The organism is Paraburkholderia sp. SECH2 (assembly GCF_030464795.1).
GTDB classification, from domain to species: Bacteria; Pseudomonadota; Gammaproteobacteria; order Burkholderiales; family Burkholderiaceae; genus Paraburkholderia; species Paraburkholderia aspalathi.
Map to the genome: position 1 here is coordinate 39,676 of NZ_JALPRH010000024.1, position 24,484 is coordinate 64,159.

Annotated in this window: 24 protein-coding genes; 15 read left to right on the forward strand and 9 right to left on the reverse strand. The window is 59.1% G+C overall.

Annotated features, from left to right (window positions below; genetic code table 11):
• Positions 1-6 precede the first annotated feature (6 nt).
• Positions 7-603: a TetR/AcrR family transcriptional regulator gene (locus M0D66_RS29730; protein ID WP_200653169.1), complete on the reverse strand. Its 597-nt coding sequence runs from the start codon at positions 601-603 to the stop codon at positions 7-9.
• 178 nt (positions 604-781) lie between these two features.
• Here M0D66_RS29730 and M0D66_RS29735 point away from each other — a divergent pair, with 178 nt between their 5' ends.
• The 7 genes from M0D66_RS29735 (at position 782) to M0D66_RS29765 (ending at position 5,367) form a co-directional block, all read left to right on the forward strand.
• A complete protein-coding gene (locus M0D66_RS29735) occupies positions 782-1,333 on the forward strand; it encodes a sigma-70 family RNA polymerase sigma factor (RefSeq protein ID WP_093635326.1) in 552 nt (183 codons plus the stop codon).
• Positions 1,330-1,971: a DUF1109 domain-containing protein gene (locus M0D66_RS29740; protein WP_200621263.1), complete on the forward strand. Its 642-nt coding sequence runs from the start codon at positions 1,330-1,332 to the stop codon at positions 1,969-1,971. The genes M0D66_RS29735 and M0D66_RS29740 overlap by 4 nt, the downstream gene beginning before the upstream one ends.
• Positions 1,972-2,129: 158 nt before the next feature.
• On the forward strand, positions 2,130-2,441 hold the full coding sequence (locus tag M0D66_RS29745) for a DUF2282 domain-containing protein (RefSeq protein ID WP_054041172.1): 312 nt from the start codon (positions 2,130-2,132) through the stop codon (positions 2,439-2,441).
• A gap of 31 nt (positions 2,442-2,472) precedes the next feature.
• Entirely contained in the window at positions 2,473-3,402 is a 930-nt protein-coding gene (locus M0D66_RS29750; RefSeq protein ID WP_266212404.1) for a DUF692 domain-containing protein, read from the forward strand.
• A complete protein-coding gene (locus M0D66_RS29755; protein WP_211707285.1) occupies positions 3,392-4,171 on the forward strand; it encodes a DNA-binding domain-containing protein in 780 nt (259 codons plus the stop codon). Before M0D66_RS29750 ends, M0D66_RS29755 begins: the two co-directional genes overlap by 11 nt.
• 5 nt (positions 4,172-4,176) lie before the next feature.
• A complete protein-coding gene (locus M0D66_RS29760) occupies positions 4,177-4,683 on the forward strand; it encodes a DoxX family protein (RefSeq protein WP_093635322.1) in 507 nt (168 codons plus the stop codon).
• A gap of 42 nt (positions 4,684-4,725) precedes the next feature.
• Positions 4,726-5,367 (forward strand): DUF1109 domain-containing protein, encoded by a 642-nt coding sequence (locus tag M0D66_RS29765; RefSeq protein ID WP_200653174.1) that lies wholly within the window; start codon positions 4,726-4,728, stop codon positions 5,365-5,367.
• Positions 5,368-5,431: 64 nt separating this feature from the next.
• Here the strand turns inward: M0D66_RS29765 and M0D66_RS29770 are convergent, their stop codons facing one another.
• Together M0D66_RS29770 and M0D66_RS29775 are read right to left on the reverse strand one after the other, a co-directional pair.
• On the reverse strand, positions 5,432-6,529 hold the full coding sequence (locus M0D66_RS29770) for a branched-chain amino acid aminotransferase (protein WP_266212405.1): 1,098 nt from the start codon (positions 6,527-6,529) through the stop codon (positions 5,432-5,434).
• Positions 6,530-6,882: 353 nt separating this feature from the next.
• Positions 6,883-7,035, reverse strand: a complete 153-nt coding sequence (locus M0D66_RS29775) for a hypothetical protein (RefSeq protein ID WP_211707286.1) — start codon at positions 7,033-7,035, stop codon at positions 6,883-6,885.
• Positions 7,036-7,283: 248 nt separating this feature from the next.
• Here M0D66_RS29775 and M0D66_RS29780 point away from each other — a divergent pair, with 248 nt between their 5' ends.
• The 3 genes from M0D66_RS29780 (at position 7,284) to M0D66_RS29790 (ending at position 9,840) form a co-directional block, all read left to right on the forward strand.
• A complete protein-coding gene (locus tag M0D66_RS29780; RefSeq protein WP_266212406.1) occupies positions 7,284-7,523 on the forward strand; it encodes a hypothetical protein in 240 nt (79 codons plus the stop codon).
• A gap of 385 nt (positions 7,524-7,908) precedes the next feature.
• Positions 7,909-9,396 (forward strand): hypothetical protein, encoded by a 1,488-nt coding sequence (locus M0D66_RS29785; protein ID WP_266212407.1) that lies wholly within the window; start codon positions 7,909-7,911, stop codon positions 9,394-9,396.
• Between the two features lie 117 nt (positions 9,397-9,513).
• Positions 9,514-9,840, forward strand: a complete 327-nt coding sequence (locus M0D66_RS29790) for a hypothetical protein (protein WP_093635317.1) — start codon at positions 9,514-9,516, stop codon at positions 9,838-9,840.
• A gap of 122 nt (positions 9,841-9,962) precedes the next feature.
• Here M0D66_RS29790 and M0D66_RS29795 read toward each other — a convergent pair whose 3' ends face one another.
• Entirely contained in the window at positions 9,963-10,910 is a 948-nt protein-coding gene (locus M0D66_RS29795) for a LysR family transcriptional regulator (protein WP_266212408.1), read from the reverse strand.
• A 353-nt stretch (positions 10,911-11,263) separates the two neighbouring features.
• Here M0D66_RS29795 and M0D66_RS29800 point away from each other — a divergent pair, with 353 nt between their 5' ends.
• The 4 genes from M0D66_RS29800 (at position 11,264) to M0D66_RS29815 (ending at position 17,215) form a co-directional block, all read left to right on the forward strand.
• Complete coding sequence (locus M0D66_RS29800; RefSeq protein WP_266212409.1) at positions 11,264-12,652, forward strand: MFS transporter; 1,389 nt, start codon at positions 11,264-11,266, stop codon at positions 12,650-12,652.
• A 326-nt stretch (positions 12,653-12,978) separates the two neighbouring features.
• Positions 12,979-13,719: a hypothetical protein gene (locus M0D66_RS29805; protein ID WP_256457525.1), complete on the forward strand. Its 741-nt coding sequence runs from the start codon at positions 12,979-12,981 to the stop codon at positions 13,717-13,719.
• Positions 13,720-14,127: 408 nt separating this feature from the next.
• Complete coding sequence (locus M0D66_RS29810) at positions 14,128-15,678, forward strand: methyl-accepting chemotaxis protein (protein ID WP_266212410.1); 1,551 nt, start codon at positions 14,128-14,130, stop codon at positions 15,676-15,678.
• Positions 15,679-15,763: 85 nt separating this feature from the next.
• Positions 15,764-17,215: an IS1182 family transposase gene (locus tag M0D66_RS29815; RefSeq protein ID WP_266212411.1), complete on the forward strand. Its 1,452-nt coding sequence runs from the start codon at positions 15,764-15,766 to the stop codon at positions 17,213-17,215.
• Between the two features lie 594 nt (positions 17,216-17,809).
• On the opposite strand, the gene M0D66_RS29820 is transcribed toward M0D66_RS29815, so the two are convergent.
• Positions 17,810-18,802 (reverse strand): LysR family transcriptional regulator, encoded by a 993-nt coding sequence (locus M0D66_RS29820; RefSeq protein ID WP_266212412.1) that lies wholly within the window; start codon positions 18,800-18,802, stop codon positions 17,810-17,812.
• A gap of 451 nt (positions 18,803-19,253) precedes the next feature.
• Between M0D66_RS29820 and M0D66_RS29825 the strand changes: the two genes are divergently transcribed.
• A complete protein-coding gene (locus M0D66_RS29825; RefSeq protein WP_211702441.1) occupies positions 19,254-20,384 on the forward strand; it encodes a porin in 1,131 nt (376 codons plus the stop codon).
• Between the two features lie 199 nt (positions 20,385-20,583).
• Here the strand turns inward: M0D66_RS29825 and M0D66_RS29830 are convergent, their stop codons facing one another.
• The 4 genes from M0D66_RS29830 to M0D66_RS29845 are packed head-to-tail and all read right to left on the reverse strand — an operon-like array spanning position 20,584 to position 24,472.
• Entirely contained in the window at positions 20,584-21,333 is a 750-nt protein-coding gene (locus tag M0D66_RS29830; RefSeq protein ID WP_211707292.1) for a GntR family transcriptional regulator, read from the reverse strand.
• A gap of 36 nt (positions 21,334-21,369) precedes the next feature.
• On the reverse strand, positions 21,370-22,821 hold the full coding sequence (gene hydA, locus M0D66_RS29835) for a dihydropyrimidinase (protein WP_266212413.1): 1,452 nt from the start codon (positions 22,819-22,821) through the stop codon (positions 21,370-21,372).
• A 16-nt stretch (positions 22,822-22,837) separates the two neighbouring features.
• Positions 22,838-23,587 carry an amino acid ABC transporter permease gene (locus M0D66_RS29840; protein ID WP_266212414.1) on the reverse strand — a complete coding sequence of 250 codons (750 nt, stop codon included), beginning with the start codon at positions 23,585-23,587 and terminating at the stop codon, positions 22,838-22,840.
• Between the two features lie 42 nt (positions 23,588-23,629).
• The gene (locus tag M0D66_RS29845; protein WP_200653183.1) at positions 23,630-24,472 is read right to left on the reverse strand and encodes an ABC transporter substrate-binding protein; all 843 of its coding nucleotides are present in this window, start codon (positions 24,470-24,472) and stop codon (positions 23,630-23,632) included.
• Positions 24,473-24,484 lie beyond the last annotated feature (12 nt).

Sequence of the window (24,484 nt, forward strand, 5' to 3'; positions counted from 1 at the left end):
CAGGCGTCAGTCGAGTTTGTTGGGCTCGAGAAGCGCCAGCGCCGGCCGTACAACGCCCTCCAAGAGCGCACGTTCCGGCCTTGTCCGGGCAAGCACCCGTATGCCGAGATGGAGTCCTAGCAGCAAGCGCGCAAGATCGTCCGCAGACTGGGCAGTCGAAATCTCGCCGGCCTGCTGACCCGCGTGCACACAGCGCCGGAAAAACGCTTCTACCGCCACCAGCACGTTGGCGATCATCGTCTGGAAACCGGCGTCGTGCGGTGCAACCTCAAGTGCCGAATTCACCAGCAGACATCCCTTACGATCCCTGTCGCTGACCGATCGCTCGACGATTTCCCGAAAGAATGCCTTGATGGCATCAAGAGGCGGCAGGCTCCGCTCGAATCTCGACACCCGGTCGCCGAAGCTATTTTCGATGTAGTGGGTCAGCGCCCGCTGAAACAGCGAACGTTTATCTCCGAACGCGTTGTAGAGGCTCGCCCCCGTAATGCCCATGCACTGCGCAAGATCCCGCACAGAAGTCGCCTCGTAGCCGTAGACCCAGAACTGGTGGGCGGCTGCATCGAGGACCGCATTTTCGTCGAATTCCCGTGGTCGGACCATGCTTACTCCAGCCATCGCGCAACGTCTTCCCGGTCGGGATTGCAACGTCACACACGTTGCGATATTCTAAATCATCCGATCTAAAACAACCTGGAGCCATAGCAAACCTGCTTTGGTGCCGCACGACAGCCAGCATGCGCGCATCAGGCGGTCTGAGAACGCAACGCACAGGAACATCATGACCGTGTACTCCGCAGAGGAGCGTCTGAAAACGTTGTTCGTCTCGGGCCTGGCAGGCAACGCATCCGAGTACCGCGCGTTTCTGTCCGAACTGACGCGTCACCTGCGTGGCTACCTTCGCAAACGGATTCCCCAACTTCACGACGACGTCGAGGATCTCGTTCAGGAAATCCTGCTGGCCGTGCATAATGCACGTCATACATACCGGCCGGATGAGCCTCTGACCGCGTGGGTCCACGCGATCGCGCGCTATAAACTGATGGATTTCTTCAGAACGCGTGCGCGACGGGAGTCGCTGCATGACCCCCTTGACGAGCACGACGACATTTTCGCCGAGTCCGCCGACGAACCGACCGATGCCCATCGCGACATCGGGAAACTGCTCGATCACCTGCCCGACAAGCAGCGGCTCTCGATCGTGCACGTCAAGCTGCAGGGACTTTCAGTCGCCGAAGCCTCCCGCTTGACGGGGCTATCGGAGTCGGCCGTCAAGGTCAGCATCCATAGGGGTCTCAAGGCTCTGGCCACATACGTCCGGAGAATGGCATGAGAACAGATGACCTCGTCGGATTGCTCTCGACCGGCATAGCGCCCGTAAAAAGCGGCACGGTGGCCCGTCGGTTCGGCATCTCATTGCCGGTTGCCGCCCTTGGCGCGACGGCGTTGATGGCTGCCGTATTTGGCATTCGCCCCGATCTGAGCACCATCGCCAAAACCGCAATCTTCTGGGAAAAACTCGCGTTTCCGCTGTGCCTCGCAATCGGCGCCCTGATTGCAACCGTTCGGCTCGCGCGCCCCGGCGCCAAGGTCGGAACTGGATGGCCCGTCATCGCTATACCGGTTGTAATCGTCTGGATTGCAGCCATAGCGGTGCTCGTCAGCGCCGCACCGCAAGAGCGGTTGCCCGCAATACTCGGGCAGACCTGGCGCACATGCCCATTCAATATCCTTCTGCTGGCCGTTCCAGGCTTCATTGCGATCTTCTGGGCTGTCAAAGGACTGGCGCCGACCCGTCTACGGCTCGCCGGCGCCATCTCGGGTCTGCTCGCAAGCTCAGTCGCCACGGTCGCGTACTGCTTTCATTGCCCCGAGATGAACCCTGCGTTCTGGAGCATCTGGTATGTGGTCGGCATGCTGCTTCCAGTCGCGCTCGGAGCGGTGCTGGGTCCCAAACTGCTTCGGTGGTGAATGCTCAGGCCTCTCGTTGATCGACCGGCTTGATTTCGTTGCGCGCAAGTCGAAAGCAAAAAAAAGATGACTTGCCTGTAACCGGACGTCTCCAGTCCACGAATTAGATGATGTATCCAGCACGGGTACTCCTCTATCTCAACTTCTGGAGAAATTCCATGTCCGCTAAAGCCACTGTCAGTTCCGCCCTCCTCGCCGGCGTAGTCGCGAGCCTGCTCGCATCCGTCGCCCACGCTGCACCGCTGACGAGCGCGGAGGCAAGCGCCGCTGTCGCCGCGCACAAGGAAAAGTGCTACGGCGTCGCCCTGAAAGGGCAGAACGATTGCGCCGCCGGTCCTGGCACCACGTGTCAAGGTACGTCCGCAATGGATTTCCAGGGCAACTCATGGAAGTTCGTTCAAGGTGGCACCTGCACGAGTATCGCCGTGCCGGGTGGCGGCCATGGCTCGCTCACCGCGCTGAAGTCCTGATCCGGCAAACGACAACAGGAAAGGGGCGGCCATGACCGATTTCACCCGAACAACGCCAGCCGGAATCGACGAGCGCGGCTGCCCCTCCGGTGTGACCGCTGCGGAACGGCAGTTTGTCGGCACCAGTTTCAAGCATGAACATCTTGCCTCGATTCTCGCGGACGGGTTGAAAGACGGCTTCTTCGAAGTCCACGCTGAAAACTATATGGGCGCTGGCGGTCCGCCACATCGGGCGCTTGCGGCTATCCGCGAGAACTACCCGATCTCCATTCACGGCGTGTGTATGTCGATCGGCGGCCCTCATGCGCTGGACGCTGCTCATCTCGCACGCTTTCGCGATCTGCTTGCACGCTACGAACCCAAGCTGGTGTCCGAGCATCTGGCGTGGTCTTCACATGGCGGAACGTTTTTTAACGACCTTCTGCCTTTGCCGTACACGAAAGAAACGCTCGAGCATGTGTGCGACCACATCGACCAGGTTCAGCACGCAATCAAACGCCCCATGCTTCTTGAGAATCCGTCGACCTATGTGGCTTTCGAGTCGTCGACAATGAGCGAAACCGAATTCATTCGGGCCGTCGTTCAACGTACTGGCTGCGGCTTGCTACTGGACGTCAATAACGTTTTTGTTTCGGCAATCAATCACGGTTTCTCCGCCGCCGCATACCTTGACGGATTGCCCCTTGGGACCGTGGGCGAAATACATCTGGCCGGGCACAGCGAGCAACGCGACGATGAAAACGAACTGCTGCTTATCGATAGCCACGACCGCGCCATCTCCGACCCAGTGTGGAATCTCTATAGGCATGTCGTATCGCGGATTGGCCCGAGGCCGGCACTGATCGAATGGGATAGCAATCTTCCCGCATGGCCCGTGTTGCGGGATCAGGCAACGACAGCACGGCAAATCATGGCAGAGCACGGAATGTCACTCGCGCAGGAACTCAACCATGACGCCTGAAAACCGTTCATGCCAGTACGCCACAGCATTTGCACCGGGACTGATAGACCCAGCGATCGCAGCGCCTGAAGACCTCGTAGCCGCACCAGGGAAGCGCGTAGTGAAGCGCTACAACGTTTATCGCAACAACGTCACGGTCAGCCTCATTGACGCACTGGCAGCGATCTACCCCGCTATTCAGCGCATCACCGGCGTCGATTTCTTCAGGGCGATGGCCCGTTTCCATATCCGCGAGACGCCTCCCGTTTCGCCGTTACTGTTCGAGTACGGGCGGGATTTTCCTGCTTTCATCGAGTCCTACGAATATGCCCGCGAAATGCCGTGGCTTGCGGATACGGCGCGCGTCGAGCGTGCGTGGCTGGATGCCTATCACGCTGCGGACCTGCCTGTGCTCGCTACCGAGGCGCTAGGAGATATCGAGGCCGCGTCGCTGGCCGGGCTGCGTTTCAGACCGCACCCCGCGGCGCGGATCGTGCGCTCAGCCTATCCGGCCGTCGCAATCTTCGCGATGAACCGCACGGATGGTCCTGTTTCCCCGCTACGGTCAAACGAACCCGAGGATGCACTTGTGACACGACCGGAGCAGGACGTCATCGTCTCGCGTCTGCCGGCGGGCGGTGCAACGTTCCTTATCACCCTTCTCGCGTGCGCCTCACTGGGCGAAGCGGTCGCTGCTGCATTTGAAGAAACCTCTTCCTTCGATCTCCAGGCCAACATGGCAGGGATGATCTCGGCTGGCGTTTTTTCTGCCATTCAACATGGAGATTGATCAAGATGACACCGGACACTCAACAGGCAAAACTGCCATTTCCAGGCGTAGTGATATCTGCGATTGGTGCGGCGAAGCGGCTGATCCAAAACCTCGCGCAACCGTGGCTCGTTCAACTCGTGCTTCGGATTGCGCTGGCCGTACCGTTCTGGAAATCGGGCATTCTCAAATGGCATGGCTTCCTTCAACTGAACGACACGGCAATCGATCTGTTCACTCAGGAGTTTCAGTTGCATCTGCCAGGCGGCCCGTACCCGTTTCCTGCTCCGGCCGTGTTTGCATTTTTGTCGGGCTGCGGCGAGGTGACGTTCCCAGTGTTGCTCGTGCTGGGCTTCGGAACGCGGTTCGCCGCAGCCGGCCTGATACTGATGACGTGCATCATCGAGCTGACGGTGCCGGACGGCTGGCCTATCCATCTCACCTGGGTAGCCATGGCATTGGGAATCGCAGCCTGGGGACCAGGCCGGATATCCATTGACTATCTGCTGGGTGACAGGTCGTTCAGACCCTGACCCGAAGTTTTCGTCGAATCGTCGGCCTCCCCACTGAACAACATGAGAACTTCGGATCTGATACTCAGGCTGACGAATGGTCTTACGACGATTGAGCCGAATTCCGTTTCGAGGAGACTCAATCGGTCGTTGAGCGTGGGGCTTGCCGGCAGCATGGCGATGCTGGTGATCATTTACGGCATCCGCAGCGACATGCCGGAATTGCTGTTGACGACGATGTTCTGGATACGGCTCGCGTTCCCGGTGGCAACACTCATCACCGCATTGAAACTGGCCGGACGTCTTGGGCGCCCCGGCGTACCCGTCAAGCTCGCATGGTTCGCGGTCACACTGCCATTCATTGCCATGTTGTTCGTCGCCTCGCTCATGCTGATCGCGACTCCGCCAGGCTATCGCCTGGAGCTGATGCTGGGCACAACATGGCGGGTCGCCACAGCGAATATCGTGCTGCTCTCCCTGCCTTCACTTGCCGCCGTGATGCATGCCATGAAGGGGCTTGCACCTACCCGCCTGGCACTGGCGGGCGCCGGCGCCGGGCTGCTCGCCGGCGCGCAAGGTTCGCTCGTGTACTCCCTTTACTGCTCGGAGATGTCCGTACCGTTCTGGGGTACCTGGTACGTACTGGGCATTGTCATAACCGCTGGTATAGGTGCTGTATTTGCTCCGCTCTACTTGCGGTGGTAGTCCAGCGTCTCCCGGCGGCGCGCGTCAGACAAATTACCCAGCCCATATTATTCGGCCAGATCGCTCAAGCGACGTGATGGACCCAGCCGAACGGATCGTCGATCCTGCCACGCTGTATGCCGGTGAGCCTGGTGCGAATCAGTTGCGTGACGGGGCCTTCGCCACCATCGCCGATCCTGAACTCGCCGCCGGCATGACGGACCTCGCCGATCGCCGTGACGACCGCCGCGGTGCCACAGGCAAATGTTTCCTTAACACGGCCGCTGGCGGCGTCCGCTTGCCATGCTTCGAACGAGTACGGCGACTGGTCGACAGCGATGCCTTCACGCGCGGCCAATTCGATGATCGAGGCGCGCGTGATGCCCGGCAGGATCGTGCCCGACAGGGGCGGGGTGCGCAGCGAACCATCGTCCAGCACGAAGAACACGTTCATGCCGCCCAGTTCTTCGATCCACTTGTGTTCCGCGGCGTCGAGGAACACGACCTGGTCGCAGCCCTTGTTAGACGCTTCGGTCTGCGCAATCAGGCTCGCAGCGTAGTTGCCGCCGCATTTCGCGACACCGGTACCGCCCGAAGCGGCGCGCGTGTATTTATCCGACACCCACACGGTGACGGCCGATTTGCCGGGCTTGAAGTACGGACCCACCGCGCAGGCGATCACGCAGAAAATGTACTCGTGCGCTGCGCGCACGCCCAAAAAGCTCTCCGAAGCGAACATGAACGGGCGGATGTACAGGCTCGCACCTTCGGCGGCTGGAATCCATGCGCGGTCGATGTCAACCAGCTTCTCGACCGCTTCAAGGAACGCGGCTTCGGGCAGTTGCGGCATCGACATGCGTTCGGCCGATTCACGGAAACGCCTGGCGTTGGCTTGCGGGCGGAATAGCGATATCTTGCCGTCCTCGCCGTGATACGCCTTCATGCCTTCGAAAATCTCCTGCGCATAGTGCAGCACTGCGCAGGCTGGGTCGATCTCGAACGGACGACGGGCTTCGACCTTGGCGTCATGCCAGCCCGTACCCTCGGTCCAGCGGATCGTGACCATGTGATCGGAAAAGACGCGCCCAAACGCCGGGTTGACCAGCTTGGCGGCGATCTGGTCAGCGGGGGTAGCGTTGGCGTGCGGCTCAATGACAAACTGCAGTTGATTCTCAGTGCTCATGTCTCGGTACCTCCAAAAAAATTCGCGCCCTGAATTCTGCCATCGTAAACGGCATCCGTGCCATTGGCCACGTCTCATCGCCGCGAAGTCGCCGATGTGCTGAAGCGGCTGCAGACGTAGCAGCAAGCATCGGCGACTCTCCCGCAAGCCGCCGAGTTATCACGGCAAACCATCCCGCGCATCCAGAAGCGTGAGGCCCCTTGTACTGCGTCGCTCAACGGCTTGAGACGCACCGTCGAGTTTCACGACTCCAATATGCCCTTCGAAACCCGTTGACTTTATACTAGAACGATCTATATCATTTGATCGACGAGAAATGTCTGAACATTCAAATCGAATGTATTTTTAACATTTCAGGCGTGGTGCCATGCAAAACCGCTGACCGAAAAATTAGCTAACCCGGATTCAATAAGGGCTGCGGCAATTTTATTCAGGTTCGGCGGCGGGGTCGCTTTGGTCATGGCGATACCAAAGGCTACAGCTCCATAAATACAGGTGAGCTTCATCGGCTCAGCCTGAATCAATCTCGTCCGTAATAGATTGCGCTGCGCCAGGAGATCAACAAATACGGCTGAAAGTCCGAAGACAGTTGATGCGCGAATACGCCGGCAACGAGCGGGAGTATTCGTGCGCCCAAAATTTAACAGTAATCAGAACAAGTAATGGAGGGTTTATGCGGTCTGCAGGCGTTTTACTCATAGGCATCATGGTTTCAGTGTTATCAGCCTGTTCAAGCATTGCCAGCAGTACAAACATGCTGACCGACGACAAGATTAAATCGAGCACCTCGGGCACGCTGGGGTACTCGCCAGACGATATTGCGATAACCAGTCGTCGCACGGAAGGGACGAACACCTATGTCAATCTGAAAGCGAAAGATGGCAAAGAATACACATGCACTATCAACGGCGGAAACATACTCACTTTCGGCATGACTAATCCGCCATCTTGCAACCGGAAAGGTCAACCTCGCCAGGCAGCGCCGATGCAGTGAACGCGATGTTCGACTGCAGCCGCGCAACCTGATTCGGGCCACGACACCGTTCGCATTCATCCTGCCGCGTGATCTGCGGCACCCGATAACGAATGTGCAATACCCGCGAGAGCTGTTTGGCCTGACGCGCATGTAACCCACCATCGCCGTTGATCTTGACGACTTGTGAAGACGGTGGGTGCTGCATTACACGATTAGGATTACCAATAAATAAGTATCTGGCGCACATGAAAATGATGTGCCGTATAGCCCCTGCTTGCCTTTCAGTTGAGGTGATAGAGCAAGCAATCGAGCAACGGGTGTCCCGATTATCGATAGATGTCGTGCTTTGTGTCAGTTGATAGCTGGGAAAAGCCAGTTTGCGATTGAATAAAAAAGGACTTTTATGAAACCCATAGCGTGGATTGTCATGGCTGCCTGCCTCACGTTGACTGCGTGCGGCGGTAGCGATGTTTCAAAAGACGGCGGTTCCTCGTCATCGGCGACCAACCCCGGTTCTCCTTCCACTCCGTCGTCGCCCGGGAGCGGAGGCACCTCCAAAGCGCAGGCCGGTTGGTCGAAAGTAGCCGCGATGGACAGCAAAGCCCCGGAAATCGAGCCCAGTACAACCATCGACACGAACGGCAACACACTCGTCACGTGGATGACGAGTGGTCCCTCGGGCGGGCTCGGCAACGAGATGTGGGGCGCGCGTTATGTGCCCGGGTCGGGCTGGGGAACGCCGACGCGCCTGGATACGGGCGATGGCAGCCATTCGATGACAGGGCCTGGCACGATTCAGCCGCAACTGGTCGGCAACGCCAGCGGCCAGGCGGTTGCGTTCTGGACGGAATGGATGCCGGGGCCGAATGCCTATGCGCTGTGGGCGCGCCCATATAGCCCAACTACAGGATGGGGAACGCCATTCGAAGTGGCGCCGAGCGTCACGAGCTCCACGTATACAGCAGGGATCGACGACCAGGGCAACGCCATCGTCGCCTGGCCGCAGGCGATTGACCTGCTCAATTCCCGAATCGCATGGACGCGCTATACGACGGACGGGACGTGGTCGACGACGGCACTGATTCAAATGCCGGCGCAGACCGGCCCGGGTGCCGTCACCGGTGATACCAACAATGTAAGGCCGATGATTTCGGTCCTACCGTCCGGCAGCGCGGTGCTCGCGTGGAGGCAGACCAACACGACGCAGTCGGCGCTCTGGACGGCCACGTTCGATGCGACCAACGGCTGGACCAACGTCAATCAAGCCGTATCGGACACGAGTCTGTTCACGACGATCGAGTTCCCCGCGGCTGGCATGGATACGAAGGGCAACATCACGCTGGTGTGGGGTCAACTCGATGTGACGAGCGGGAAAATCTCCACCACCACCATGTCGCAGCGCTACGTAGCGGGAACCGGCTGGCAGGCGGCTCAGGCCGTCGCCCCGGAGATTACGGAGCCGAGTGGCTTCATCGCCACGCCAATGCTGACCGTCAATGCAAACGGTGTAGCGGCCGTCATGTGGGCAGAGGGCGGCGTCGTTCTGCAGGCGAGTGTTGCCGATGCCAGCGGAACTTGGGGGCCGTTGCATCAACTGACGGAACACCTGGATACGACGGCGCAACAGTATCCGCCTCTCGTGATCGATGCGGCAGGCAACGTGACGGTTGCGTGGCAGGACGCGAGTACGGCGGGCTCGTCGGACGTTCTCGCTGCCAGCTATCGGAACGGTGCGTGGAGTACGTCGACATTGTTCGGGCAGGACCCGCAGGACGCCTCCTGGCCCGCGCTGGCCGTCAACGCATCCGGGGCGATGGCGCTCATCTGGCAGTCGTACATCCAGAACGTCGGCTCGGAACTGCAGGCCAGCTTTTATACCCCGGGGACGTAATTGATTCGTAGACGTCATCCAACTGCCTTCGCCGGATGCCTCGGCGAAGGCGGGATGCATCGCCGTTAGCGAGCAAGCGCACAGAGTGAAGATTCAACAAATCGATAAGGAATGACCATGCAAAAAGAACTGTATCCCGCGATGCGCACTGTCATCGGAATGGCGGCCGTCAGTTTGGTTTTGTCGGCCTGCGGAACGACGCAGATGAACATGATCGATGTTCAGGCGTCCACCGCCAAAACAATAGGGTTGGCTTCTTCGGACGAGATTGTCATTGCCAACGTCCAGTATGGGCAGAAGAACGGCCTGGGCGGCCAGCAAGTGAGTTACGACGCCACCACCGGCAAGGGACGGCGTTTTACCTGCACAGTGTTTATGATTCCCGGACTGACGCCGATCGACAAACCGACATATAACGATTGGGAATGCCATCCGCACCGTTGACTACCGCAATGAGGATGACGGTGCACGCATCCGCCTCCCCGCCAAGCTGACAGAGCCCTCCGCAAGCGCTATTTGCGCTGAACTGGAATGACCGGCGTGGTGCTCGTAGGCATCGTTCCGGATCAGAAATGCTGCGACGATGCGCTGTCGGTTTCGGGGAGCAGCGCGAATTGCGGGCCGTTCGCGAGAGCGAAGTCGAGCATGACGGTGAGTGCCAGTCGCGCGATTGATTCTGGCAACCGGCTGTCCGGATGACGGCGATACGCGGCGATCAATGGCAACGCCGGAACGCGGTGCGTGACTTTCAGCATCTGCAGCCGCCCGGCCGCGAGGTCTTTCATCACGAATGCGCACGGCAGCACCGCGATGCCGAAGCCATCGGTCACCATGTGAATGATCGCGGCGACAGACGACATGCAATTGATCTGCGCAGCCGGTTCGCCTACCGATTCGAACAGACCGACAAGAAAGGTATGTGGTAGCGAGTGCCGCGCAAATCCGATGATCGGAAACGCGGCGAGTTCCGCTTCAGTCAGGGTTTCGTCCGAAATATTGAGCGACGGGCTCGCGATCCAGCACATCGGCAGACTGCCGAGTGCAATGCCCGACGTTTCCGCGGCGGTTGTCGGTGTGAGCTGTAGTGCCACGTCGATATGACCGCTGGCGAGCTGAGCAACGAGATGCGATGACGTATCCCCGGTCAGCTCAATGGTGAGGTTCGGGTATTCCTCGCGCACGCGCTTGAGCAAATCGGGCAGCCACGTATGAATGATCGATTCCACTGCCCCGAGCCTCAGCAGCCCGGAAACCTTCGACCGGTCGCCGACGCTGTCGAGCATGCTCTGGTTCAGCTTGAGTATCTGCTCGGCAAATGGAAGTGCTTTCGTGCCCACCTGTGTCAGCGTGACCTCGCGTGACCCCCGATCGAACAGTTGCACGCCCATTTCCTGCTCGAGTGCAGAAATGCGGCTCGATATGGCGGCCTGGGTTGCATGCATGCGCTCGGCAGTCAGGCGGAAGTTGCGCAGGCGCGCCAGCCAGACGAAGGTCTCCAGAAAACGTATGTTCATATCGAATCGACCCAACTTTATGCGGGATTGAGCCGCAGTTTAGCCTGACGCACCGGCTGACGTAGTAAAAAAGGCTTCCGGCTTACCCATAGAAATTCTTGTCGAGCGCGGCCAGGACTGCCGCGCGCGATGGTTATGTGACGTCGGATGAGATGGGCGATAAATTTTATTTGTCGATGCTGAACGGAATTTCTTGCTGGACGCTGAATTTCGGCGATCAAATACTGGCCCGCTTGCGGTCGAGGGAAGGGAGGGACCTGCAACACGGTGACGAAACGGATTTTCAGATCCGTCTCGGGTGAACATTGAGCTGAATATAGATCCATAAACATTGTCCATAGTTGGGAGACACAATGCCGGCAGCAGGAAGATCAATCAATGTTCGCGAATTCATCGATGAGCGCAGAGTTAGTCCATTTCAATGGCTGGTCGGGTTTTTAGCGTTCCTGATCATCTCATTGGACGGCTGGGACACCGTCATTATCGGTTTTGCCGTACCGGAGCTCATCAGGGAATGGGGCGTGACCAAGCAAGCACTGGCTCCGATACTCAGCGCTGCATTGTTCGGCCTCGCTCTCGGCGCTTTTGTCGGCGGCCCGGTGGCGGACCGGTTTGGACGCAAACGCGTCCTCACCACCAGTGTTTTTATCATTGGCATTGGGACACTTGCCACTGCGTACGCTACATCTCTCGGGATGATGTTGCCGATCCGGTTTGTCACAGGGCTCGGCCTGGGCGCAGTCATGCCAAACGTAGTGGCCCTGTGGTCCGAGTACGTTCCGGAACGCCGGCGCTCCTTCCTTGTGACTGTTGTGTATAGCGGTTTCACAGTTGGCGCCGCCCTGTGCGGATTCATCGCAGCCTGGATCATTCCAAGCTACGGATGGCGCACCATGCTCATGGTCGGTGGCACGCTTGCAATTTTTTGCGTGCCTCTTCTCATACTCTGGCTACCCGAATCAGTTGCATTCCTGACAGTCCAGAACAGGCGCCCCGAACTGATTGGCAAGATTCTTTCTGCTATCGGTCGTACAAACGTGCCTGCTGATACGCAATTCTTCTTGCCAGCACAACCCGTGGTGAAAGGTGGCGCTATCGGGACAATCCTTTCGAAGCGCTACGTAGCCGGCACGGTCCTCATCTGGCTTTGCTATTTCGTCGGGCTGTTCGTTACCTATCTGCTTTACAACTGGCTACCCACAATGGCGAAGGAGGCGGGATATACGAGTGCCGAGGGCGCCGTCATGGTAGGGGTTTTGAATTGGGGCGGCACACTGGGCTCGATTGCCATCGGCTGGCTGATGGATCGCTTCGATCGATACTATACGGTCGCAGTGAGCTTTTGCATGGCGGCAATTTCGCTCTGGGCAGTCCATAGCGTGGGGTCGACATTCTGGGCTTTGCAGATACTTGCATTCGCCTGGGGATGGTTCATTCCGGGAACAAACACAGGAATGAACGCATTGACAGCGCGCTTCTACCCGACCGTTGCCCGATCCACCGGCTTGAGTTGGATGCACGCGTTCGGGCGATTTGGAGCCATTGGCAGCGCGTTTGCCGGCGCAGCAATCCTAAGTGCGGGACTGGGGCTCGGTCAGATCCTCCCGATGATGGCCTTTGCGCCGCTGACAGGTGCGGTAGCCGTACTCATCATCGCTGGTCTCGTGAGGCGCTGGGCGCTCGCCGATGAGTCGGCGACAAAGACCGAGCCGTCGAGTGCTGAAATTTCGCCAAGCGCTTGACTGGCCGTTGAACCCAGGAAGCAGGGACCTGAGATCAGATCCCTGACGAGGACGGGATCATGCCGGTCAGGTTTGGTAAGGATCAACGACGCTCGGTTCAATGTGGAATCTGTACTATTGCGCAAGGAGAATTCGACGCATAAGGCAGCTTCAAATTGACACGACTATCTACGTTGCTTCGCATCCAGCTACTCAGGAAGGCTTCAATTTTTGCCACCTGTTTTCTGGGTGCCGCAGTTGCACACGCCGATTGTCGACTCAAAGTCACAGCGCCACAGGATCTTGTACTCCCGTCGAAAACGCTTACTGCGTCTCCGGATATGCCCGTGGGGTCGACGATAGGATCGGTTCGCGTCGCAGCGGAGCGCGATATCCCGTTCGCCTGTATTGGCACATCGAATGTACGCGAAGCAAAACTCACTGACATCTTCGTGCCCGTGCCGGGCTTCAGCCGGGTATTTGCTACCAATGTTATCGGCGTAGGTCTGCGTGTCAGCGCAAGCGGCGGAAACTTTGCGGGCATTGACGATACTTCGCGTCCCGTACCCTACAAAGTTTCAGTCCCCACTGAAGCGGACCGTTTAACCGGATTCTCACTCCAGGTGGACTTCGTCAAGACCGGTCCAATACAGGACGGCGTGCTTGCGGCGGGAAGGCTTCTGAGCGTTCGTGTCGGCGAGACGGATATCGTCGATGTCGACATCCCGGTCAACGCCATCGTTTTCACCTCATTCCAGTGCGATGTGGTACGTGCCAACGGCATGGTCGCCACAGGCATAGGCACGAGGGGCGCATTTTCCGAAGAAAGCGTTGTAGTGCATAACGGCTGCAATCCGGGCGTCAGTGTCATGATTCAAGCGACCCAAATAAACGCCTACGGCCATTGGCCCAACCTTCCTCAACCGGATTCAGATCGAGGCCGCCCTGTGGGTGCCATCAGTGTGCGTGCTAACGCCTTCTCGCGAAATCTACCGGACGGAAGTTCCGCCGCCTTTGACGGTGTTGGAGGTGATTTCGGAGTCGGCGCAACCGGCGGAGCGGGCCGGGTCTCGAACTTTCGTCGGTAGCGCAAACAACGCGCACTACACATCTGCCGCTGAGTTCGTGATGCAAAGTCGTGCCATCAAAACAGAAGCGTAACGACTGGCGGCCCTTGTTCCGGGCTACGAAGCGACTGTTCGAATCCGATAAGCAGAATAGAAGTGAAGTGCGAGTGTTTTCGATAATCACGCTCTTTCCGCCATGGGAGAATCGCCACGTGAGCGGGGCCTTGTGCCTTTTGCGGTGAGCGCCACTCATAGCTACTCACGGGAGACTGTGGCTTGCCGGAGCGATGCGTTCCGTGACAACCGCGCTTAAGGAGGCGTCTTCCGGCACACAAGAACATACACACCATCGACGTGCTCTCGGGTTGCATTCCATGCACCTGTCCAGCGATCGAAGGCAAAAGCCAACATACGGTTCGGGCAATATCCATGTCAACCAATAAAAAGACGCCACATGCTACGGCCGGCCAGTCCTCCACACACGCCCCTTCTCTCCTTCTCAGGTCGGCATTACGCCGCTGGAACCTGCGGGTACAGTGGACGATCGCTGCACTGAGCGCCATCGGCGCCGTCGTGGCAACGCGCTGGTACGGCAGCTATGGCGCCGCGTTGGGATTGGCACAGTTCCTGGTGATCTTCGGGCTGTTCGGGGCCGGCCTGATCCACGCGATCTCGACCTTGCGAGCCCAGTTAAATGCGCTGTGCGATGGCGATCTGGTGCAGGACGTGTCTTTGCCGGGACGCGACGAGCTGGCGGCACTGGGTGAACAGGCGCGCTTGCTCGCTTACCAGTTATCGCAGGTAGTTGCGCGCATCCGCAGCGAAGCCGAACTGATCGCGATGGGAGGCGCACAGGCGACCGAACATGCCACCTTGCTGTCGCAGCGCACCGAATCGCAGGCTGCCAGCCTGGAGCAGACCCGTGCCTCGCTTCAGGCCTTGCTGGAAGCCGTGCGCTACAACACCGATCAGACACAGCAAGCCGATGAGCGGTCCACCCGCGCGCATGCCGATGCGGTCGCGGGGCAGGCGGCGGTGCGCGCTTCGGTCGAAAGCATCGAGCGCATCGAGCAACGTTCGCACGAGATGGGAGAGATACTCGGTGTGATCGACGGCATCGCATTCCAGACCAATATTCTCGCGCTTAACGCGGCAGTCGAGGCCGCCCGAGCCGGTGATTCCGGCCGCGGTTTTGCCGTGGTCGCCACCGAAGTGCGGGCATTGGCGCAGCGCAGCGCGCAAGCGGCAGCGGAAGTCAAGAAACTGATCCAGCATTCTCGCGACGAGGTGAGCGACGGGGTGCAAGCCATCGAAGGCAGCCGGAATCTGCTGTCGCGCGCGGTCGACGCGGTCAGCGAAGTGGCCGCTTTGCTGCGCGACGTCGCCCGTTCGAGCAGCGAGCAGACCACCGGCTTGCAGGAGATTGCCCAGGCGGTCGAGGTGCTGGACGACATCACTCACAGCAATGGCGAGATGGTCGGCGGCTCGGTGGAAACGGCGAGTCTGCTGCAAGCCCGTGCCGATCGACTAAGCGACGGGGTTAAATATATCCGGTTGCGGCAGGGCTGTGCCAACGAGGCTCGAGCCATGGCGGAGCGTGCGGCCCGACTGGTCGACACCGAGGGGCCGGAAAATGCCGTGCGCCAATTTCACGACCCCAAGGGCGGCTTTCGCGATCGCGATCTCTATATCGTGGTTGCGGACCGGGACGACTATTTCCGTGCCTTCGGTTCCGATCCGGGCAAGGCAGGCAAGCTGCGCAAAGAGGCGCTGCCGGGCGACGACCAATCCGCGATCCGCGAGGCCAGTTGGCGCGCGGTCGAACAAGGCGGCGGGTGGATCGAATTCAACGGACGCCATCCCGTCACCAGGCAACCGGTGGAAAAGATCGGCTATATTGCGCCCGCGCTCGGCGGCCGCTGGGCGGTCCAATGCAGCGTCAACCGCGGCGATGGCCTGAAGCCGTTCACGAGCGCTTGAGCGCGGCGACTGCGATTGATCGAGGCCGTGTAAAAACGCGCGTGATCACCTAGACTAAATCAACCCGCTGAAACAAGAGGCGCAGATGGGGCGATTTGTCGAAGGTGCGGAACGCAGTCAGACGACACTCCTGCCGGAGTGTCTCGATGACTTTATCGCTGAAGATAATCCTGTGCGGATTGTCGACGCCTTCGTCGAAGAACTCGAACTGGCATCCCTCGGATTCGAAGGCACCACGCCGGCAAGCACCGGGCGACCTTCTTACCACCCGGCCGTGCTGCTCAAGATCTATATCTACGGCTATCTCAATCGCGTGCAGTCTAGCCGACGCCTGGAGCGGGAGTGCCAGCGCAATGTCGAATTGATGTGGCTGACCGGCCGGCTTGCGCCAGACTTCAAGACGATTGCCGAGTTCAGGCGGAACAATGGTGAGGGCATTCGCAACGTGTGCCGTCGCTTCGTGATGATATGCCGGGACCTGAAGCTGTTTACACAAGCGGTCGTAGCCATCGACGGTAGCAAGTTCAAGGCGGTCAACAGCCGCGACAACAACTTCACGCCCAACAAGATTGCACGACGTCAGGAGCAGATCGAGCAAAGCATCCAGCGTTATCTGGACGCACTGGAGACCGCCGATCGCACTCAACCAGCCGAGGTAGAAGCGAAGACTGAACGCCTACGGGAGAAGATTGAGACGCTGCGTGAACAGATGCGCGATCTGGATCGCGCAGCGGAGCTTCTAAACGACCTGCCGGAAAAGCAGGTCTCGCTGACCGATCCCGACTCACGCTCAATGGTCTCTCAAGCCAAGGGTACGGGCGTGGTTGGCTATAACGTTCAGGTCGCCGTCGACGCCCGGCACCATCTCATCGTTACCCACGAAGTCACGAATGTCGGCAACGACCGGACGCAGTTGAGCCCAATGGCCAAAGCGGCGCGCGACGCGATGGGCAAGAAGAAAATCAAGGCACTGGCAGACCGTGGATACTTCAGCGCACCAGAGATCAAGGCATGCGACGACGCGGGCATTACGGCATTGGTGCCCAAATCACAAACCTCCGGTGCAAAGGCTGACGGTCGCTTCGACCGGGCCGACTTCATTTACATCGCCAGAGACGACCAGTATCTGTGTCCGGCAGGGCAACGCGCGATATACCGCTACACCTCGTTGGAGAGTGCCAATCTGCTGAAACTGCGGACCTACTGGAGCACTGCCTGCCCACACTGTCCGCTCAGAAAGCAGTGCACGCCGGCGCCGTATCGGCGCATTCGCCGATGGGAACACGAAGCGGTACTCGACAGAATGCAACGCAGACTGGATCGTCAGCTTGACGCGATGACAATACGGCGACGAACGGTCGAACACGTGTTTGGCACGCTGAAGCACTGGATGGGCTCAACCCACTTCCAGATGCGCAGGCTTGGGAACGTTTCGACTGAAATGAGCTTGCATGTGCTGGCGTACAACCTCAAACGCGTCATGAAGATCCTCGGATTTGCAAAGACACTGCGAGCGATGAAGCTCGCAGGCGCGTAATCTCACGCCTGCCTTTGCTTGTTGGCGTGGCGCAATCAGTTCAGTCGTAGACAACAGGAAGACAGGAAGCTGCGAAGGCGCGGCCTCACCAGTCGCTCGACAGACCGCCGGCTCACGCGTTTTTACACGGCCTCGATCATTCGCAGTCGCATCTATCGGGAAGCGCTGCAGGAATACTGTTGACGATGCTCAATGGCACCCGATAGCGCAGGTGATCAGACCGAAAGCGCCGACTATCCCCACACCCGCGCCGAGCCCGAACGTCTCGAGCGACGTGGCACAGCCTTGCAGACTGCAGGCAACCGCAAGCGCAGCGGCCAGAAGAATTTGCCGGACCTGGTTGCGCCCAACCAGGCAGTGTCGACTAATGTGAATCATGTTTTTCCCCTCTGTCCTCGATGGTCAGCAAGCGCGAAAACGCAGAGGCGAGTGTAACCAGCGCGCTTCGGCGCAGAATGGACAAATACCCGGGACAAAGACGGAGTTGATTACCAATGCTTCCACGCCCGTAATCACTGTTGTTGCCGAACGGCTTCCTGCGTGATGACGTGATGGATAAATCTGGATCAGGCTTGGCCGTGTACGGTCTACGTTTTATGACTGGACTTCCGCGGCGACATCAGCTTCAAAAGCACTGGGCGATTCGGAGTGGTTCGAATTATGGGAAATCAACGAAACCTGATCTTCTGCAAGCCGTCCCGGTAAAGCAGCCTTCACGAACTCGAACCATGTCTGAACCTTGGGCTCGCCATAGTGGGCAGAAGGACACAACACGTACGTGTTTCGGGCTGCTAGCCGATACTGCGGCAAAACCCGAACCAGCACACCGCTGCGCAATGCCGGCAGCGCCCGCGATAGAGACAGCTGACCGATGCCGCCCCCCTCCTGTATTACGTTGACCAGTACGTCGGTCGTATCAGTCAATACCCGCGCCTGATCGCAGCAAAACACTTCGGGTCCGGCAAGTCCTTCGAACAGCCATTGCTCGGAGGCGTCGTCCATATGTCTGACTTGCAAGCACCTATGACGGCGAAGTTCGCTGACTGTTTCAGGGACACCATGGCTTGCCAGATAAACCGGTGATGCGCACAGTACGGTACTGGTTGCGCCGACGCGCTCAAACACCATGTGCTCAATTTGCGGGACGGGATTGCAAAGAAGTATCGTGTCGTGAATATCCAAAGCTGCATCCAAACTCCCGCTCAGGAGCGACGTTTGGATCGTTACCTCAGGATAGCGCGCTTGATAGCCGTGAATGAGCCACGCGAGATGGTGAGCATCGAACGTCGGATCCGCACCGATTCGTAACGTACCAATGGGCTTGGCGCACAGACCAGCCGCCTCGGCTTCCGCCAGTTCTAACCGGTCAAGGATGAACTTGCAGTGCGCAAGGTATCGATCACCTGCCGCAGTCAATGCCACGCTGCGGGTTGTGCGGCTTAGCAAGCGCAAACCCAGGTGTGTCTCCAGCTCTGCGATGGCGCGCGATACCTGCGGCGTCCCAACTCGCATCTGTCGCGCTGCTGCGGTAAAGCCGTTTGCATTTGCGACGGCCACGAAGGCGCGGATACTTTGCAACATGTCCATTCACATCCTTCTGCAATTCAGGTAAGCCACAACCTCATGTCCGATCGATCGCACAGCAGGCAGTAGGCGACTATGCAGACTCCGCGCTTTCACTCCGTCTCAGATTGGAGACCAAGTTTGACAGAACAAAAACACCTCTCACCATTTTGCGTGATGTGATTCTCACTCTCTCGGTTACTTGATCCAAGCAGGTGTGGATGATTCTTTTGTAGGGATACCCTGACCAACGACAATCCAGACTCCTTAGGAATGATCTTACTTACGCTAAGGAAATCCTTCGGCGAAGTCGAGAGAGTTAAGAAAGGTACGTTGCATAGCCTCTTTTGCATGTCGAAAAAATACATATAGTTTCCATTCCTAATCGACGGTTGTTTTTTGCCAACACTTTTTTGTAAGAATTTCGTGGCCGCTATTCTGCATCCCGCACTTCAACCAAAACCCAAGGATGCAGATGAAGACGACCACACTGGCAACTCTTTCGCTGGCCATGCTCGGCGCAACCGGCGTAGCTCACGCACAAAACAGCGTCACGCTGTACGGCATCATTGATACCGGCCTGACCTACGTTTCGAACGACGGCGGCAGCAAGTCCTTCAGCATGAGTTCGGGCAACGAGTCGGGTAGCCGTTGGGGCTTGAAAGGCTCAGAAGACCTCGGTGGTGGCCTGAAAACAATCTTCCAGTTGGAAAACGGCTTCAACTCGACGAACGGCAAGCTCGGCCAGGGTAGCCGCATGTTCGGTCGCCAGGCTTTCGTTGGCCTGAGCAGTGACAAGTTGGGTACGCTCACGGCCGGGCGTCAATACGATCCGCTGGTTGACCTGGTTCAACCGGTGCAGGGCGACGGCTTCCTCGGTGGCGTATTCATCTCGCCGGGTGACATCGACAACGCCGACAACAGCGCGCGGGTCAATAACTCGATCAAGTACACGTCGCCGACCTGGTCCGGCTTCCAGTTCGAAACCATGTACTCGCTGGGCGGAGTGGCTGGCGCGACGGGCTCGGGTCAGAGCTACGCCGCCGCAGCTGCATACAGCAACGGTCCCGTCAACCTGGCAGCGGGCTACTATCACCTGAGCAACGGCAGCGGCGCGAACCGCGGTACGACGACGTGGGATTCGTTGTTCAACACGGCTGTCAACGCAGCGTATTCCACTGCGGCGTCGATCAACAATGCGCGTATCGGCGGCAACTACGTGTTCGGCTCGGTGACCCTGGGTGGCTACTACAGCTATGCCGAATACACTGCAGATGCCAGCTCGACATTCAAGAAGGCGGAGAAGTACAACACGGGTTCGGTGTACGCCGTGTGGCAGGTATCGGCGCCGCTGCAGACGCAGATTGGCTACGTGTACCTGAAGTCGAGCGGCAATTCGTCGGCAAAGTACAACCAGTTCGCTGTTGCAGCAGACTACTCGATCAGCAAGCGTACGGATTTCTACGCATGGGCTGGCTACACGACCGCATCGGGAACACAAGACTCGTCGGGCACGGCCGCTGTCGCTGTTATTGGCTCGGCAACCGGCGACTCGGGTTCCAACAAGCAGGCTACCGTGACAGTGGGTATTCGCCACAGGTTCTGATTGAGTCCGGCTTAGCGAAAAGCCCGCTTTGTTGAACGGCTCTCGCGAAGTTGGATGATTCGCAAAGTCAAAGTTGACTGGGCTGAGTCCTGTACCGTACAGGACTCAGCCTTTTCGCTTGAATACTGGCTTTTTTCTAATAGATATACTAATTATCCATATTTGAATTCGGATCTTCGAACGTAAGACCCAGCGGCGGTTACCCCGTTATCGCCTTGATAACGTCGTCCTGAAGTCCGCGAATGTGACTGATCATCGCGTTGCGCGCTTCCACCTTGTCATGCGACTTCAGCGCGGCGAGGATTGCCAAATGTTCGACGTGATTCTCCTGCTGCCGGTGAAGATGGCTCGTCACGCGAAAGAGCCGCGCATTCAGCCGCATCATCGTGATCATCTGGACGAGAACGGCATTGCCCGACGCCTCTGCAATCGTTCTGTGCAGCAGATCATCCAGCTCACGATGCTCGACTTCCGTATGCTCGCCGACCTCGAGCGCGTGAACCTTCTCTTCCAGCGCCTCGATCGCCGCGGGCGTGAGCCGCTGGATGCCTAGGTCGATCGCCTGTGCTTCGAGTACTTCACGAACCCGCATGCTTTCGAAAAACTCGCGGGTAGACACTGTGCGCACCGCAAAACTGCGCGCGTCGGCGCGCACCAGCAGGCCTTCGCCGGTGAGCCGGATCAGCGCTTCGCGAACAGGTGTACGCGACATTTCCAGTTGGTCGGCGACACGCAACTCATTGAGTAGCGCGCCCGCCTCCAGCTCACGATCCAGGATCATCTCGCGCAAGCGCCGGTAGGCGCGCTCGCCGAGGCTCGCGACACGCGTTTCGGAGAGCGTTTCCTCTGTCTGTATGGACGGCGTATCCGGCTGCGGCAGCTTGCCTGTTGATTTCCTCGTCGCCTTCTTCACGCCCGTTACGGCTGCCTTCGTGTCTGTTTTTTTCATGATTGCGGGTAGTTCTCTTTTCCGCCGGATCCGCCTTCAGATGGCGGCAGTCCCGGCTTTGACCTGCGATGTTACAACGTCGGGGCGCTCGCATCGCAGGAACTGTCCATGACCGGCCTGCCCGCGGAACTGCCCATCCGCCCACACGGTCACGCCTCGACTCAGCGTCATCGCGGGCCACGCACGCACTTCGCGCCCCTCGTAGGGCGTGTAATCGGCTGCATGGTGAAGCTCGTCGTTGCGGATCGTACGTTCAATACCCGTATCCCATATCACCAGATCGGCATCGCTGCCGACCGCGATCGCGCCCTTGCGCGGATACAGTCCGTACAGTTTCGCCGCGTTCGTCGACGTGAGCTGCACGAAGCGGTTGATGTCGATCCGGCCTGCCAGCACTCCTTCCGAGAACAGCAAAGGCAGCCGTGTTTCGAGGCCCGGAATGCCGTTGGGCACCTGATGGAAGCCGCCAGCGGCACCGTGCAGCATCTTGCCGTGCGGATCGTCGTAGTTAAAGGGCGCGTGGTCCGACGACACGATCGTGAACATGCCGTTCTGCAATCCGGTCCATACGGCTTGCTGGTTCGCCTTGTCGCGCGGCGGCGGGCTGCAGATGCACTTCGCGCCGGCGAAGCCTTCGAGCGCGAGGTCTTCTTCGCTGAGGAAAAGATACTGCGGACAGGTTTCCGCGAAGATTGGCAGACCCCGGCCGCGCGCCCAGTGAATCTGCTCGATCGCCTCCCGTCCGGAGACATGGACGATCAGAATCGGCGCCTCCGTCACCTCGGACAACGCAATCGCCCGATGAGTCGCTTCCCGCTCGACCAGCATCGGCCGCGAATCGCCGTGATACTTCGGCGCGGTGAGCCCGGCCGCGAGCAGCCGTTCGGTCAACCAGCCAATGCAATCGCTGTTCTCCGCATGGACCATCGTCATCGCACCATGAACACGCGCGCAGGCGAGCACGTCTATGATCTGGCGATCGTCGAGCTTCATGTCGTCGTAGGTCATATAGACCTTGATCGACGTATAACCGTCCGCGATCAGTGCCGGCAGTTCGTCCTTCAGCACCGCCTCTGTCGGGTCCGACACAATCAGGTGGAACGCATAGTCAATCGAGGCCTTACCGTTGGCCCGGGTGTGATAGTCCTCGACCGCCGCGCGCACGCTGCGCCCCTTGAACTGCAGCGCGAACGGGATGACCGTCGTGGTGCCGCCGCAGGCTGCTGAGCGCGTGCCGGTCAGAAAATCGTCCGCCATTTTCGAGCCGTCGGACGTGGGCTGGTCGAGATGGACGTGCGCGTCCACGCCGCCTGGCGTGACGAAGCGGCCCCTGGCATCGATCGTCTCGCGGCCGTTGGGCAAATCGCGGCCGATGGCAACAACGACGCCATCGAGGATGCCGATATCGGCGGTGTAGAGATCGGCCGCCGTGGCGATGCGCGCGTTGAGAATCACCGTGTCGAAGCTGGACTGGTATATAGCGGTCACGAGTGTTTCTCCAGAATCAATGAGAGCGGGCTGCAACGCGCAGCGTGCGGCGCGCCGAGAGCCATGCGCGCCAGCCGCTTCGGTGTGTGTCGTGCGCGGCATAGCCCCGCCCGTAATAGGCTTCGATCTTGCGCTGGAAGAAGCTCCAGACCGTCGTCATCAGCAGGTAGTAAAGCGCGGCCACGACAAACAACTCGAGCACCATGAAGCGTTCCTGGATGAGTTCCTGCGTGCGTCTGAGCAGTTCTTCCATCGAGATCACCGACGTGATCGAGGTCGTCTTCAGCAGGCTGTTCACGCTATTGCCAAGCGACGGCACGATGAGCCGCATCGCTTGCGGGAAGACGATCTGACTCATAGTCTGCACACTAGTCAGGCCGAGTGCCTTCGCGGCGCTGGTCTGTCCGCGCGGCACTGCGATAATGCCCCCCCGGATAATCTCGGCCAGATATGCCGCCTCGTTGAGGATCAAGCCGATGAGCGCCGCCTCGATCACGGAGAAACGCAGCCCGACCTGCGGCAGCCCCGTGTACAGGATGATCAGTTGCACCAGCAGCGGCGTCCCACGAAAAACCCAAACGTAGAACGCAGCCGGCGCTGACAGCCAATGCTTCCCGGACAACCGCGCGAACGCGATAAGCGAACCGAGAACAAGGCCGCCCGCGATCGCCACGAGCGTCAGCCAGATGGTCTGAAACGCGCCGCCGATCAAGTACGGGCTGATCAGATATGAGGCGAAACCGTCCCAGCTCCATCCTTTGCTCATTGCCTGACTCCTGCAAATGTAATCAACGTGTTCGTGCGGCGATCACTTCGGCTGTGCGACTGCGATTGGCGCATCGAGCGGCTTCATGCCGTACTTCGCAAACAGCTTCTGGTAGCTGCCGTCCTTCTGCATCTCGTCGAGCACGCCGGCGATCGCGCTCGCGAGAGCCGGGCTCTTCGCTGCAAGCGCGACCGGCGTCGGGTGAATGCCGGACACGACACGCGCAAAGCCGCCGCGCTTCTGGTATTCGCCGGCCACCGCGTCGATCGAGACGACCGCGTCCACCTGGCCGGCGGCCAGCGCCTGATAAGCAATCGAAAACGTGTCGAAGGTGCGCAGCGTGAAGGGCGTCAACCCGCGCGCCGTCATATCCTTCATCATCGCGCGCGCCTGCGCCTCCTCGAAACCACCGATCTCGACGGCCACCGTGTGCCCCGCGAGGTCGTCCGTCTTCGTGATCTTCAACGGATTCGACGAGGTGGCGGAAATGCTGATCGCCTGGTTCTCGTACGGGATCATCTGCATGATGCGGGTACGCGCGTCGGTCACGAAAATGCCGGTATTGATGACATCCCAGCGGCCACCTTGCAGACCCGGCACCATCGCGTCGAAATCGATCTTCACGTATTCGGGCGTGAGGCACAGACGCCTGGCGATCTCTTCGCCCAATTCGATGCGCATGCCCTTCAGTTGCCCGGAACCGTCGGTGTATTGCAGCGGCGGCAGCGTCGGATTGGTCGACATGATGAGCGCACCTTTCTTGATCAGCGCGTCGGCGGGAATGGACGACGTGCACGCGGCAGCGGCTGGCTGGGCGTTCAAAGCGGCAGCAAGCGCGAGTGCGCCTGAAAGCAGAAACGGACGGGCAAACGAGCGGAAGGACATGAAATTCTCCAG